This window comes from Stenotrophomonas sp. NA06056, from assembly GCF_013364355.1.
Classification (GTDB): domain Bacteria; phylum Pseudomonadota; class Gammaproteobacteria; order Xanthomonadales; family Xanthomonadaceae; genus Stenotrophomonas.
Window position 1 is genome coordinate 2,134,090 of record NZ_CP054931.1, and the last position, 13,799, is coordinate 2,147,888.

At 66.2% G+C, this 13,799-nt stretch carries 15 protein-coding genes; 12 read left to right on the top strand and 3 right to left on the bottom strand.

Annotation, left to right across the window (positions count from 1 at the left end):
- Positions 1-230 precede the first annotated feature (230 nt).
- Both trxB and HUT07_RS09435 read left to right on the top strand, forming a co-directional pair.
- Positions 231-1,202: a thioredoxin-disulfide reductase gene (trxB, locus tag HUT07_RS09430; RefSeq protein WP_176020735.1), complete on the top strand. Its 972-nt coding sequence runs from the start codon at positions 231-233 to the stop codon at positions 1,200-1,202.
- A gap of 145 nt (positions 1,203-1,347) precedes the next feature.
- Positions 1,348-2,472 carry a GNAT family N-acetyltransferase gene (locus HUT07_RS09435; protein ID WP_176020736.1) on the top strand — a complete coding sequence of 375 codons (1,125 nt, stop codon included), beginning with the start codon at positions 1,348-1,350 and terminating at the stop codon, positions 2,470-2,472.
- Between the two features lie 59 nt (positions 2,473-2,531).
- Here HUT07_RS09435 and HUT07_RS09440 read toward each other — a convergent pair whose 3' ends face one another.
- Entirely contained in the window at positions 2,532-3,800 is a 1,269-nt protein-coding gene (locus tag HUT07_RS09440; RefSeq protein WP_176020737.1) for a hypothetical protein, read from the bottom strand.
- A 71-nt stretch (positions 3,801-3,871) separates the two neighbouring features.
- Between HUT07_RS09440 and aat the strand changes: the two genes are divergently transcribed.
- From aat to HUT07_RS09455, 3 genes are all read left to right on the top strand, one after another.
- Complete coding sequence (gene aat / locus HUT07_RS09445; protein WP_176022516.1) at positions 3,872-4,612, top strand: leucyl/phenylalanyl-tRNA--protein transferase; 741 nt, start codon at positions 3,872-3,874, stop codon at positions 4,610-4,612.
- 86 nt (positions 4,613-4,698) lie between these two features.
- A complete protein-coding gene (gene infA / locus HUT07_RS09450) occupies positions 4,699-4,917 on the top strand; it encodes a translation initiation factor IF-1 (protein WP_005409596.1) in 219 nt (72 codons plus the stop codon).
- A 209-nt stretch (positions 4,918-5,126) separates the two neighbouring features.
- Entirely contained in the window at positions 5,127-5,516 is a 390-nt protein-coding gene (locus tag HUT07_RS09455; RefSeq protein WP_343203031.1) for a hypothetical protein, read from the top strand.
- Between the two features lie 73 nt (positions 5,517-5,589).
- Here HUT07_RS09455 and clpA read toward each other — a convergent pair whose 3' ends face one another.
- Entirely contained in the window at positions 5,590-7,872 is a 2,283-nt protein-coding gene (gene clpA / locus HUT07_RS09460; protein ID WP_176020739.1) for an ATP-dependent Clp protease ATP-binding subunit ClpA, read from the bottom strand.
- A gap of 138 nt (positions 7,873-8,010) precedes the next feature.
- On the opposite strand from clpA, the gene HUT07_RS09465 reads away from it, so the two are divergent.
- Complete coding sequence (locus tag HUT07_RS09465) at positions 8,011-8,826, top strand: APH(6) family putative aminoglycoside O-phosphotransferase (protein ID WP_176020740.1); 816 nt, start codon at positions 8,011-8,013, stop codon at positions 8,824-8,826.
- Positions 8,827-8,942: 116 nt separating this feature from the next.
- Here the strand turns inward: HUT07_RS09465 and clpS are convergent, their stop codons facing one another.
- On the bottom strand, positions 8,943-9,269 hold the full coding sequence (gene clpS, locus HUT07_RS09470) for an ATP-dependent Clp protease adapter ClpS (RefSeq protein ID WP_025879127.1): 327 nt from the start codon (positions 9,267-9,269) through the stop codon (positions 8,943-8,945).
- Positions 9,270-9,382: 113 nt separating this feature from the next.
- Here clpS and HUT07_RS09475 point away from each other — a divergent pair, with 113 nt between their 5' ends.
- From HUT07_RS09475 to HUT07_RS09500, 6 genes are all read left to right on the top strand, one after another.
- Entirely contained in the window at positions 9,383-9,871 is a 489-nt protein-coding gene (locus tag HUT07_RS09475) for a hypothetical protein (protein ID WP_176020741.1), read from the top strand.
- A gap of 1 nt (position 9,872) precedes the next feature.
- Positions 9,873-10,334: an NUDIX hydrolase gene (locus tag HUT07_RS09480; protein ID WP_176020742.1), complete on the top strand. Its 462-nt coding sequence runs from the start codon at positions 9,873-9,875 to the stop codon at positions 10,332-10,334.
- On the top strand, positions 10,331-11,473 hold the full coding sequence (mnmA, locus tag HUT07_RS09485) for a tRNA 2-thiouridine(34) synthase MnmA (RefSeq protein ID WP_176020743.1): 1,143 nt from the start codon (positions 10,331-10,333) through the stop codon (positions 11,471-11,473). The genes HUT07_RS09480 and mnmA overlap by 4 nt, the downstream gene beginning before the upstream one ends.
- Positions 11,470-12,084, top strand: a complete 615-nt coding sequence (gene hflD / locus HUT07_RS09490; protein ID WP_176020744.1) for a high frequency lysogenization protein HflD — start codon at positions 11,470-11,472, stop codon at positions 12,082-12,084. The genes mnmA and hflD overlap by 4 nt, the downstream gene beginning before the upstream one ends.
- A 158-nt stretch (positions 12,085-12,242) precedes the next feature.
- The gene (locus HUT07_RS09495; RefSeq protein WP_176020745.1) at positions 12,243-13,433 is read left to right on the top strand and encodes a methyl-accepting chemotaxis protein; all 1,191 of its coding nucleotides are present in this window, start codon (positions 12,243-12,245) and stop codon (positions 13,431-13,433) included.
- A gap of 98 nt (positions 13,434-13,531) precedes the next feature.
- Complete coding sequence (locus tag HUT07_RS09500; protein ID WP_176020746.1) at positions 13,532-13,747, top strand: hypothetical protein; 216 nt, start codon at positions 13,532-13,534, stop codon at positions 13,745-13,747.
- The last annotated feature ends 52 nt before the right edge of the window (positions 13,748-13,799 follow it).

Sequence of the window (13,799 nt, forward strand, 5' to 3'; positions counted from 1 at the left end):
TAGACCATACCTTTGGAATGCGCTGTTAGTGTTTGATAATAAACGAGACGGCGTCAGTTTTCAGTTATCCGTTGCCGCCCAGGCAGGGACAGGGCCCAAAGCCGCCCATGGATGGCGCTGTTCTGTTCATCGGCTTGAATCGCCCTGCCCCAGCCGCCACTCTATGACCAGCCAAGGATGCTGTGCAAACATCGCCGCGCCTTGTCCCATCTACCTTTTCGCGAGTCTACATGAGCACCAGCCTGCCCTCCCGCCACCAGCGTCTTGTCATCCTCGGTTCCGGCCCGGCCGGTTGGACCGCTGCCGTCTACGCTGCCCGCGCCAACCTGAAGCCGGTCGTCATCACCGGCCTGCAGCAGGGTGGCCAGCTGATGACCACCACCGAAGTGGACAACTGGCCGGGTGACGCCCACGGCCTGATGGGCCCGGACCTGATGGCGCGCATGCAGGCCCACGCCGAGCGCTTCGAGACCGAGGTCATCTTCGACCACATCCATACCGCGGACCTGTCGCAGCGCCCGTTCAAGCTGATCGGCGACAGCCACGAGTACACCTGTGACGCCCTGATCATCTCCACCGGCGCGACCGCCAAGTACCTGGGCATCCCGACCGAAGACGAGTTCAAGGGCCGCGGCGTGTCTGCCTGCGCCACCTGCGACGGCTTCTTCTACCGTGACCAGGACGTGGTCGTGGTCGGCGGCGGCAACACCGCCGTGGAAGAAGCGCTGTACCTGTCCAACATCGCCCGCAAGGTCTACCTGGTCCACCGCCGCGACACCCTGAAGGCGGAAAAGATCATGCAGGACAAGCTGTTCGCCAAGGTCGCAGCCGGCAAGATCGAAACCGTCTGGCACCACCAGGTGGAGGAAGTGCTGGGCAACGAGGCCGGCGTCACCGGCGTGCGCGTGAAGTCGACCCTGGACGGCAGCACCCGCGACATCGACGCCCACGGCTTCTTCGTGGCCATCGGCCACCACCCGAACACCCAACTGTTCGACGGCCAGCTGACCATGAACAACGGCTACCTGGAAATCCGTTCGGGCTTGGGCGGCAACGCTACCCAGACCTCGGTGGAAGGCGTGTTCGCCGCCGGCGACGTGGCCGACCAGCACTACCGCCAGGCGATCACCTCGGCCGGCTTCGGCTGCATGGCCGCACTGGACGCCGAGCGCTACCTGGATGCACAGGGCAAGGCCAGCTGAGGCCTGCGTTGAACCATGCTTGACTGTGAAGGCCGACGCGAAGGCGCCGGCCTTTTCTTTTCAGTAGTGCCAGGCCATGCCTGGCCATCAAGGTCACGCCCTCCGGTACCACCTCGCGTTGCTCCACCTGCCCTATCCTTCCCCCATGCCCTCCGCCCGCTTCCTCGACTCCCTGCAGTCCATTTCCGCCACCGACTGGGATGCCCTGCACGACGGCCGCAACCCGTTCGTCAGCCATGCCTTCCTGTACGGCCTGGAAACCCATGGCTGCCTGCGCGAGGACTGGGGCTGGCAACCTCAGCACTTCACTCTGTGGGAAGGCGACACCCTGGTCGGCGCCATTCCCGGCTACCTGAAGACCAACTCGCACGGCGAGTTCGTGTTCGACCACGCCTGGGCCAATGCCTATGCGCGCCACGGGCGCGACTACTACCCGAAGTGGCTCGGCGCGGTGCCGTACTCGCCGGTGACCGGCCCGCGTCTGCTGGCCCGCGATGAATCGCGGCGCCCTGCCTTGCTGGCTGAGCTGCACGACCAGTTGCCCGCACTCGATGTGTCGTCAGCACACATCAATTTCCACACGGCGGCTGACGAAACCGCCTTCGGCGATGACTGGCTGCTGCGTGAGGACATCCAGTTCCAATGGCAGAACCCGGGCGACTGGAGCACGTTCGAGCAGTTCCTTGGCGCGATGAACCACAAGCACCGCAAGAACATCCGCCAGGAGCGGGCCAAGGTCACCCGCCAAGGCATCACTTTCCGGGTGGTGCACGGTGACGAAGCCAGTCGCGTCGATCTGCAGGCGATGTACCGCTTCTACCTGCAGACCTTCCTGGAATACGGCAATGCGCCAGCGCTGACCGAGGCGTTCCTGCGCCACCTGGCGATTTCGCTTGGCCGCGGGCTGGTGCTGTTTCTGGCCGAACAGGATGGCGAGCCTATCGCTGGCGCGTTGTGTCTGCGCGGTGGCGACACGCTGTACGGCCGCTACTGGGGCGGCGCCACCCTGCCCGGCCTGCACTTCGAGGCCTGCTACTACCAGGGCATCGAGTACTGTCTGCGCGAGGGCCTGGCGCGCTTCGAACCCGGCGCACAAGGTGAGCACAAGCTGGCACGCGGTTTTTTGCCGACGCTCGTGCGAAGCAGGCACTGGATGACTGACAAGGACTTCGCAGAAGCGCTGCAGGACTGGTGCCGGCAGGAGCGGCGGGATGTGCGGCGCTACCAGCAGGAGCTGCAGGGGCATGGGCCGTTCCGCGCGGAACCGTAGCGTCGGAGAAGCGTGCCAACCAAGGTTGGCACCTACCAGAGCAAGTCAGGGCACTGCGCTCAGGTGCACTGCCAGAAATGCCCGCTCACCCGGCACTTCGCGCACCAGAAGCTGTACAGCATGCCGCCACTCCCCCACAGCAGAATGCTTTCATTGGTGGTCGGCAACGTCGAGTCGAGCTGCATCACGAAAGGCATCTGCTCGCCGCAGTCGATGCACGCCGGGTAGTGCGCGCCCTGCACCCAGCTGGGTGCGCCGCCCACCCGTGACAGGTTCTGCCGATGATTGGACTGACCCCAGTCCTGCTGGTGCCAGCGATGGCTGTCCATCGCGGCAAGACCGACGTCGGCCTGCATCAGGTCACCACTGTCAGTGGGATTGATTGGCACCTCACGGTGCTGGCTGGGGTGGCAGCTCGGCAGACCTTCCGCATCGTGGCGATAGAAACGCACGGGCGGATCTTCCCAGCCGCAGCAGTCCAGGCACAGACCCAGGGTGATCGAGCCGGCCGCGCCTTCCTCAAGCGCCGCAGCGTCGGTCTGCAGCAAACGCTGCAGCGGTGCCTGACAGCTGCCACACACGGCATCGAGCATGCCGCCCATATGCCCGGCATGATGCACCTGACCATCGTTCCAGGTGGGATGCAGCCGCCAGATCCGCTTGCGCCAGCTCGGCTCTTCGGCCACCTGCGCGCGGTGCTGCCTGCTTCCGAAGCGCAGGTGCAGCGGTTGCTGGCCATGCAGGCGGTGCAGCCGAGGGCCATCAGCCAGGCCTGCCCAGTGCGCCCACACCTCCGCGTCGAGATCGCTCCAGTCAGCGAGGTAGCCACGGGCGGCGGCATGGGTTTCCGGCTGGGTGGCCAACAGCAGCGCCTTGGCGCGTTCCAGTTCGCGATCGTCATCGGCCTCGGTCAACCGATGCGCCCACTGCGCCGCGAGCGGCGGCGGCAATGCCTGCCAGACCTGCGCGGCCAGCTGGACGTCGCCGTCAATGGCGACCTCCAGCAGCGCCTCCCAATCGTCCTGCAGCGTGTGCGGCGCCTGGTAGCTGGCGAACTCCAGCACGCTGGTCAGAAGCTCACCGCGCTCGCCGTCACGATAGCGCCGCCAGGCATCGCTGCAGACCGGCACGACGGCCTCATCCGGCAGCAGATCCAGCGCCGTATCGAGGAAGGCAGAGCTGGGCGAGCGGCGCTCCAGCGCCTGCAGCAGCAACGCGCCAAGCTGGGGGCGGTCTTCGCTGGCCAGGGTCAACAGCATGGCCTGGCTGTCATTGCGTGTGCGCGGCGCATCGTGCACATCGAGGATGGCGGTGATGGGGTCGCTCATGCGGGGCTCCTTGCCGGTAGTGCGTGATGGTGCCAGACATCGCGTATCGCTACGACGAATACAATGCCGGCATGACCCGCCAGCTGCCCTGGCGCCTGGCCGATGCGCCGGACGCCCCCTTCCCTCCGGCCGAGACCGCACTGCGCCAGCCCGATGGCCTGCTGGCGGTGGGCGGCGACCTGCATCCGCTGCGCCTGCTCAATGCCTATGCCGGCGGCATCTTTCCGTGGTTCAGCGAGGGCGAGCCGATCCTGTGGTGGTCGCCGGACCCACGCATGGTGTTCCGCACCGATGGCGTGCACCTGAGCAGCAGGTTCCGCCGGCAACTGCGCGGCAGCAATTGGCACGTGACCGCCGATACCGCCTTCAGCCAGGTGATGCTTGCCTGCGCCAGCGCGCCCCGCCCCGGCCAGGACGGCACCTGGATCAGCCCGGCGATGGTGGATGCCTACAGTCAGCTGCACGACCTGGGTTTCGCGCATTCCTTCGAAGTGTGGGACCGGCAGACGCTGGTCGGCGGCATCTATGGCGTGGCCATCGGCGCGATGTTCTTCGGCGAAAGCATGTTCAGCGGTGCCAGCGGCGGCTCCAAGGTGGCGCTGGCTGCACTTGCATCAACACTGCGCGGCTGGGGCTGGACGCTGATTGATGCGCAGGTGGAGAATCCGCACCTGCTGCGCATGGGCGCCGAGCACCTGCCGCGTGCCGCATTTCTGGCGCAGGTCCGCAGTGCGGTGCAGGCGCCGGGCCAGGAAGGCGCCTGGACCCGGCTGATCGGGCGAGTGTCGGCAGCGGATTTTGCCGGGGAATAACACAATCTTTGCAAGCTGGGCGTTTGACGCGTAAAATGCTGCGCCTTAGGCCCAACGTGGCCGTTTTCTGAACCGCACAGGACTACATGTCGAAAGACGATTCCATCGAGTTCGAGGGCACCGTCAGCGAGACGCTGCCGAACACCACTTTCCGCGTTCGTCTGGAAAATGGGCACGAAATCATCGCCCACATATCCGGCCGCATGCGCAAGAACTACATCCGCATCCTCACCGGTGACCGGGTCAAGGTTGAAATGACCCCGTACGACCTGACCAAGGGTCGTATCACCTACCGAATGAAGTAAGCGGCTGGCGTATTGCGCCACCCCGACAAGGCCAGCCCTGGATGCTGGCCTTTTGTCATGCCTGAAATCCGGCCCTGCCGGACGGCACCCTGACCGAATGCACCGTGACATCGGTCAGCCATGCTTGCGGCAGATTCGCATTCGCAGCGGCGGCGGCATCGTGACATCCGATCCAGTCCGGATCGCCATCCCCTGCCCCCGCCATGAACATGCCTACCCTGCCCACCGGCTTTGCTGCGCTCGCACTCATCGCCGCCACCCTGATCGCACCTGCCGCCCAGGCCGCCGACACACCGTCGGCGAGCGCCGGTGACAGCTGCATTGCCTTGAGCGAGGATCAGCAGATCGTCCGCGCCGGCGCTGATCGTGATGTACTGCTGCGCAGTGGCGACCAGCACTACCGCGTCGTGTTCACCGCCTCCTGCAACAGCGCCGTGACCTCGCGCCGGCTGGCGTTTGAAACCCAGGGCCAAAGCAACCAGCTGTGCGGCGGCTCGCGCAGCCAGCTGAAAACCGACCGCGCCAGCTGCACGGTCGAGCGGATAGAACCCCTGGAAGCCACCGCCTTCAAGCGCATGGCCCGCCAACGCAGTCGTTGAAGGGCCTGACACGACAAGGGCGGCCGTAGCCGCCCTGTCGTTGCTTTCGCCGCCGGGCAATACCCGGCCCCCCTTACTCCACGGTGGCCGGCAACAACCGCTCCGGCTCGGCCTGCGCTTCGACCACCAGCTCGTCGTCGCGCACGTCGATGCTGACCTTGCCGCCGTTGACCAGCTTGCCGAACAGCAACTCGTCGGCCAGCGGGCGCTTGACCTTGTCCTGCAGCACCCGCGCCATCGGGCGGGCGCCCATCAGCGGGTCGAAACCATGGTGGGCCAGCCAGTCGCGCGCGGTCGGCGTGGCCGACAGGCTGACATGCTTCTCCTGCAGCAGCATTTCCAGCTCGATCAGGAACTTGTCCACCACGCGCAGGATGTGCTCGAAGCCCAGCGGCTGGAACTGCACTACCGCATCGAGGCGGTTGCGGAACTCCGGGGAGAACGCACGACGGATGGTCTCCATCGCATCGGTGGCGTGGTCCTGCTTGGTGAAACCGATCGAGCGCCGCGACGCCTGCGCTGCGCCGGCATTGGTGGTCATCACCAGCACCACGTTCTTGAAGTTGGCTTCACGACCGTTGGTGTCGGTCAGCACGCCGCGGTCCATCACCTGCAGCAGGATGTTGAAGATGTCCGGGTGCGCCTTCTCGATTTCGTCCAGCAGCAGCACGCAGTGCGGCGTCTTGACGATCTTCTCGGTCAGCAGGCCGCCCTGATCGAAGCCGACGTAGCCCGGAGGGGCGCCGATCAAGCGGCTGATCGAATGCGGCTCCATATACTCGGACATGTCGAAACGGACCAGCTCGATGCCCAGCTGCAGCGCCAGCTGCTTGGTCACCTCGGTCTTGCCCACGCCTGTGGGGCCGGCGAACAGGAAGTTGCCGATCGGCTTTTCCGGATTGCCCAGGCCCGAACGGGCCAGCTTGATCGCCGAGGCCAGGGTGCCAATGGCCGGGTCCTGGCCGAAGATCACCATCTTCAGGTTGCGCTCCAGGTGCTGCAGCACATCCTTGTCGGTGGCGCTGACCTGCTTGGCCGGGATGCGCGCCATCTTGGCGACGATGGCCTCGACCTCTTCGACGTCGATCAGCTCCTTGCGCTGGCCTTCCGGCAGCAGGCGCTGGCGGGCGCCGGCCTCATCGATCACGTCGATGGCCTTGTCCGGCAGCAGGCGGTCGGCAATGTGCTTGACCGACAGGTCGACGGCAGCCTGCAGCGCCTCGTCGGCGTAGGTAACGCCGTGGTGGGCTTCGTACTTGGACTTCAGGCCCTGCAGGATCTCGTAGGTCTCGCCCACGGTCGGCTCGACGATGTCGATCTTCTGGAAGCGGCGGGCCAGCGCCCGGTCCTTCTCGAAGATGCCGCGGTATTCCTGGAAGGTGGTCGAGCCGATGCAGCGCAGCTCGCCCGACGCCAGTGCCGGCTTGATCAGGTTGGAGGCATCCATGGTGCCGCCCGACGCGGAACCGGCGCCGATGATGGTGTGGATCTCGTCGATGAACAGCACCGCATTGGGCACCTTCTTCAGCGCGGTCAGCACACCCTTCAGGCGCTTTTCGAAGTCGCCACGGTATTTGGTACCAGCCACCAGCGCACCCAGGTCGAGCGAATAGATGACCGCATCGGCCAGCACGTCCGGCACCGAGCCTTCGACGATGCGCCGGGCCAGGCCTTCGGCAATGGCCGTCTTGCCGACGCCGGCCTCGCCCACGTACAGCGGGTTGTTCTTGCGGCGGCGGCACAGGACCTGGATGGTGCGTTCGATCTCGTCGGCACGGCCGACCAGCGGGTCGATGCGACCGGCACGGGCCTGTTCGTTGAGGTTGCTCGCGAACTCGGTCAGCGCATCGCCCTTGGGCTCGCCCTCGCCCCCTTCCATGCGGCCGTCACCCTCGGACGAGGACGGCTGCTCGCCCTCCTCGCCCAGCTTGGCGATGCCGTGGGACAGGTAATTGACCACATCCAGCCGGGTGACATCCTGCTGGTTGAGGTAATAGACGGCGTGGGAGTCCTTTTCGCCGAAGATGGCGACCAGCACGTTGGCGCCGGTGACCTCCTTCTTGCCGGAGGACTGCACGTGGTACACGGCCCGCTGCAGCACGCGCTGGAAGCCCAGCGTCGGCTGGGTATCGCGGCCGTCATCTTCGGCCAGGCGGGACACGGAGGCCTCGATGGCCTGCTCCAGCTCCTGGCGCAGGCGGTCGGCATCGGCGCCACACGCCTTCAGGACGGCCTGGGCGGACGGGTTGTCGAGCAGTGCCAACAGCAGGTGTTCGACCGTCATGAACTCATGTCGGGCCTCACGGGCGCGCTTGTAGCACTGGCCGATGGTGTGTTCGAGGTCTTTGCTGAACATGGATTACTCCGGCGGCAGTTGGGGACAATATGCGGCCTGACTACGCGATTTCCATCACCCTAGCGGATTGCGACGTTCAGATGGCGTTAGCAGTGCGAACCGCTTGATCATCGTTCACTCCAGGACAGCACACTCACCATGAGCGAACCCTACCTGAGCCGCTGGCGATTGCGACGTGATGGTCCTGCGATCCGTACCCCCCATGCCCGGCTCTGGCCGGTGCTGACCGCCTCTGGCGAGGCAGCCATGTTGAAGGTGAGCACGGAGACAGAGGAACAGAACGGCCATCGCCTGCTGCGCTGGTGGGACGGTGACGGTGCCGCACGCCTGCTGGCCCACGACGGACCGGCGATCCTGATCGAACGCGCGCACGGCGATTCGCTGCGGCAACGCTCGATCGCGGACGAGGACGACACCTGCACCACAATCCTGTGTCAGGTCCTTCAGCAGCTGCACCGGCCACGGAGCGCGCCGCCAGAAGATCTGGTCTGCCTGCGTAGATGGTTCGCAGATCTGCTGCAACCAAGGGCAGCGCTGCCGCCATTGCTGGAACAGTGCAGATCGCTGGCGATGGCACTGCTGGACTCCGAGCAGGAGATACGGCCGCTGCATGGCGACCTGCACCACGACAACGTGCTGGATTTCGGCGCGCGGGGCTGGCTGGCGATCGATCCGAAGCGGTTGCTGGGTGACCGCGCGTTCGACTACACCACGCTGTTCAGCAACCCGGACCTGTGCGGGCCGGGCATCCACGTGGCGACGCGGCCCGAGCGCTTCCATGCCCGCGTGGAACAGGTCTGTCGGCTGGCCGATATCGAGCGCGCGCGGCTGCTGCGCTGGATCGCGGCCAGTGCAGGATTGTCGGCGGTGTGGTTCCGGGATGACGGCGACCCGGCCGACATCGATGAGGCGGTCGCCGTCATGGCCCTGCAGGCGCTGCTGGCGGAGGCCTGATCCCCGTCTTCGGTAGGTGCCCACCTTGGTGGGTTGGTGGGCACGATGCACCAGGCACCGGTACGCCTTGACGAAAGGCAGCCGAGCATCGGCTCGGCTCTACAGATCGGGGGCGGTCAGGCCTTTTCCATCGTGCACAGCAGCGGATGCTGGTTCATCCGCGCGTATTCGTTGACCTGGGCCACCTTGGTTTCAGCCACTTCGCGGGTGAACACGCCGCAGACGCCACGGCCACGGGTGTGGACATGCAGCATCACCTGGGTGGCCTTGTCCAGGTCCATGTTGAAGAACTGCTGCAGGACGTCCACGACGAAATCCATCGGGGAGTAGTCGTCATTGAGCAGCATGACCTGATAGAACGGCGGCGGCGCCACTTCCGGGCGCGCGGGCTCCACGGCAACGCCGTGCTCGTGGTGGGAATCGGGGGCGGACTCGCGAGGCATCTGCCTATTATAAGGGGTGCGACGGCCCTGCGTCGGCCCGCCGCAGAATGGACGGCACGGACGCCCGCCGTCACAATTGCACCTTCCCACACTCTTGGTTTCACAGGATCTTCATGAAAAGGACCCTTCTCCCCGCCCTGCTGATCGCCCTGGCTGCCGCTGGCACCGCTGGCGCTGCGACCACCACTGACAGCGCGAAGGCCGACAAGGCCGTTGCCCGTCATCTGGAAAAGCTGGGCTACACCTACGAGGTGGACGAGGACGGCGACTACCAGATGGTGTTCGACGTCGAAGGCGATCGCACCCAGATGGTCTACGTGCGCTCGTCGGTGGAAGACTTCGGCACCCACAACATCCGTGAGATCTGGTCGCCGGGTTACACCTCGCAGACCAAGCAGTTCCCGGTGGCCGTGGCCAACCGCCTGCTGGAAGACTCGCAGGACGCCAAGATGGGCGGCTGGGTGAAGCAGGAGTCGACCGCGATGTTCGTGGTGAAGATCGACGCCGACGCCACCTCCGACCAGCTCAGCGACGCCATCGATGCGGCCATCCGCACTGCCGATGCGATGGAGCTGGAGCTGACCAAGAAGGACGATCTCTGAGTTGAACACCTCGCCGGACCCGCGCTGGGCACCGCATGCAACCGTCGCCACCGTGGTGGTCGACGGCGGCCGGGTGCTGCTGGTCGAAGAGACCATCGAGGGCCGGCAGGTGCTGAACCAGCCGGCCGGGCACCTGGAGCCCGGCGAAAGCCTGGCAGAGGCCGCCCTGCGCGAGACCGTCGAGGAGACCGGCTGGACGGTGGAACTGACCGCTTTCATCGGCTGCTACCAGTGGACTGCCGCTGACGGCACCCCGTTCCTGCGCTTCTGCTATGCCGCGCGCCCGCTCTCGCACGACCCGGCGCGGCCACTGGATACCGGCATCGATCGGGCGCTGTGGATGACCCCGGACGAACTGCAGGCCGCCACCGGACGCCAGCGCAGCCCGCTGGTCTGGCAGGTGCTGGCCGACTACCTGGCCGGCCAGCGCTACCCGCTTGCACTGGTCCGGGAGGTCGCATGAGCAGCCCACGGGTGATGGTTGGCGTGTCTGGCGGCGTGGATTCCTCCGTGGCGGCCTGGCGCCTGGTACAGCAGGGCGAGGCCGTGGCCGGTCTGTTCATGCAGAACTGGGCCGACGATGGCAGCGGCGACTGCCGCGCCGAGGACGACCGCCGCGATGCGGTGGCCGTCTGCGGGCTGCTGGGCATCCCGTTCCATTTCCGCGATTTTTCCAACGAGTACTGGCAGGGGGTGTTCGAACACTTCCTTGCCGAGTACGCCGCCGGGCGCACGCCCAACCCGGACGTGCTGTGCAACCGCGAAGTGAAGTTCAAGCACTTCCTTGATGCGGCCCGCGAGCTGGGCGCCGAGCGCATCGCCACCGGCCACTACGCGCGCATTGCCCAGCGCGGCCACCAGTGGCTGCTGCTGCGCGGTGCCGACCGCTCCAAGGACCAGAGCTACTTCCTGCACCAGCTGGGGCAGGAGCAACTGGCCGCCACGCTGTTCCCGATTGGCGACCTGGAAAAGAGCGACCTGCGCCGCATTGCCCGCGACGTCAGCCTGCCGACCCACGCCAAGAAGGACTCCACCGGCATCTGCTTCATCGGCGAGCGCGATTTCCGCGAGTTCCTCGGACGCTACCTGCCGGCCAAGGCCGGGCAGATCCTCGACCCCAGCGATGGCAGCGTGATCGCCGAACATCCTGGCGTCTTCTATTTCACCCTGGGCCAACGCGAAGGCCTGAACATCGGCGGCGTGCGCGGCCGCCCTGCCGCTCCGTGGTATGTGGTTGGCAAGGACGTGGCCAGCAATGTGCTGTACGTGGACCAGGACCGTGACAGCCCCTGGATGCTGTCCAACCGGCTGCGCTCGGAGACCGCCCACTGGATTGCCGGCGCGCCGCCGGCCCGGCGTTTCGAATGCACCGCGCAGACCCGCTACCGCCAGCCGGATGAGCCGTGCACGGTGGACGTGCTGGACGACGGCAGCGTGCAGGTTTCCTTCGCCCGGCCGCAGCGTGCAGTCACCCCTGGGCAATCACTGGTGCTGTATGACGGTGAGGTCTGCCTGGGTGGCGCGGTGATCGCCGCCACCGACGCGCCACTGGAACAGCGCCTGCGCACCACCCCTTCTCCTTTTGAGGTACTCGCTGCATGAGTTTCACTGTCGACGACCGCGTTCTGGCTTTGGCCGGCATTGCCCAGGCCCTGCAGCAGGTACGCCGTATCGCCGATACCGGCCATTCCGACGCCGCTGCCGTGCGCACCGCCGTGGACAGCGTGTTCCGCATCGATGCGTCCTCGCCGCAGGCGGTGTTCGGTGATCGGCACGCCCTGAAATCCGGCCTGCGCCTGCTGCACAACCATTTCCGCAACCAGGGCCAGGATCCGATCCTGCCCAAGCTGGCCCTGTCGGTGCTGCAGCTGGAACGCCGATTCGTGCAGGACGGGGCCACCGTGAACAAGGTCGCCTCGGGCATCGAGCGCGCCCAGCGCCAGGCCACCGAGCTGGGCGACAGCGGCCACCCTGATGTACTGGCCGCTTTGGGCGGCCTGTATGCAGACACCATCAGCCACCTCAAGCCGCGGGTCATGGTGCAGGGCAACCCGCACTACCTGGGCCAGGCCGGCGTGGTGGCCGAGATCCGTGCACTGCTGCTGGCCGCCGTGCGCGCCGCCGTACTGTGGCGGCAGCTGGGTGGCAGCTACTGGGACTTCCTGCTCAGCCGCAAGGCCATGGTCGAGGCCGTGGACCGGCAGCTGGCCTGACCTTCACACCCGCCGGGCCATGCCCGGCGAGCGATCCGCGCGACGGCATGCCAAGCGCCGGAAAACCGGCGCATTCAGAAAGCATTTCGAAGCACATCGACGTTAAAGAGAAAGGGGGTACGGCCGATACATCCTCCGTGCACCTCCCGAGAACGTCCATGTACTCACGCATTTTCATCCGTCTGGCCGCCCCCCTGGCCCTGACCCTGCTGCTCCCCTTCGCCATCGGTTTCGAATGGCCGGTCGCCCTGCGTTGGGCGATCCTGACCACGATGACGCTGAGCTGGCTCGGCTTTGCGTGGTGGACCGCCCGCGCCCAGGCGCACCGTTCCCCCGAACATGCCCGTGTCATGCGTGAGCAGGACCAGCTGCTGACCGAGCTGCGCAGCTTCGTCGGCAACGAAATCGACGGTTCGCGCGGCGAAGTGGAACGCGCCCGTGACCTGATCCGCCAGGCCGTTTCCAGCCTCGGCGGCAGCTTCGACGCCATGAACCGCAAATCGCGCCAGCAGAGCCAGGCGCTGTCACGCATCGTCGACCGTGCCGGTGACGAAGGCGGTGCCGGCCTCGACGTTGCCCGTTTCGCCCAGCACGCCAGCCACCGCATGGAACAGCTGGTGGAAGCGCTGGAACAGGTGAGCGGCCAGAGCAGCACCACCGTGCAGCACATCGACCAGATGGCGCAGCACCTGGATGGCATCTTCGCCCTGCTGGAAGACGTCAAGTCGATTGCAGACCAGACCAACCTGCTGGCCCTGAACGCCGCCATTGAAGCCGCGCGCGCCGGTGAAGCCGGTCGTGGTTTCGCCGTGGTTGCCGACGAAGTCCGCAACCTTTCCGAGCGCTCGACCACCTTCAACGAACAGATCCGCAAGCTGGCGCACAGCTCCAAGGACGCCATCGCCAAGGTGCGCGAGACGGTTTCGCACATGGCCTCGCGCGATATGGACCGCTCCCGTGAAGCGCGTCAGGAAGCCGCGGCGATGCTGGACAACGTGGCGCAGATCAATGCGTCGTTGGGTGACGGCATGCGCGAAGTGTCCGATTGCGCGCGTTCGATCGACGGCAGCGTGGCCGAAGCCGTGCGCGCCCTGCAGTTCGAGGACATCGCCACCCAGGCGCTGGGCGGCGTGCATACCCACCTGGATCGCCTGACCGCGATCAACCGCGAAGCGGTGGCCCTGCAGGAACTGCTGCACCGCAACGGCGGCGTGTTCGACGAGGAAATCGCCTCTGCCCTGCAGCGCACTGGCAGCCGCCTGCGCGAACTGCGCAGCGAATGGGAACGCCCGCCGCACAAGCCGGTTGCCCAGCAGAGCATGGGCGCCGGTACGGTCGAGCTGTTCTGATCCTGATGTCCGCTGCCTCTTCCGGCAGCGTGCAAGGCCCCGGTTCTGCCGGGGCCTTTGCGTGTGACCCGCCTTTGGATGCATCCTGCAAGCGCACCATGACCCTGATCCGCGCCCTGCCCCCTATCAACAAGAACGAGCGCCCGCGCAATGCGGGCGTACGTGAGCAGCTGCGGCAGCTGGAAGATGTGGCCCGCGAGGAAATACAGGAGCTGCAGCAACTGGCCGATGCGCGCCCTGCCCCGGCTGTGGCCGGCGACGACCTGCTGGGGTTGGCCTGGGATCTGGGGCTGGATGGGAATGCGTTGAAGTAGATCCACGCCATGCGTGGATGCGACTTCCCCGTGGCATGATGCGCCGCTCCCG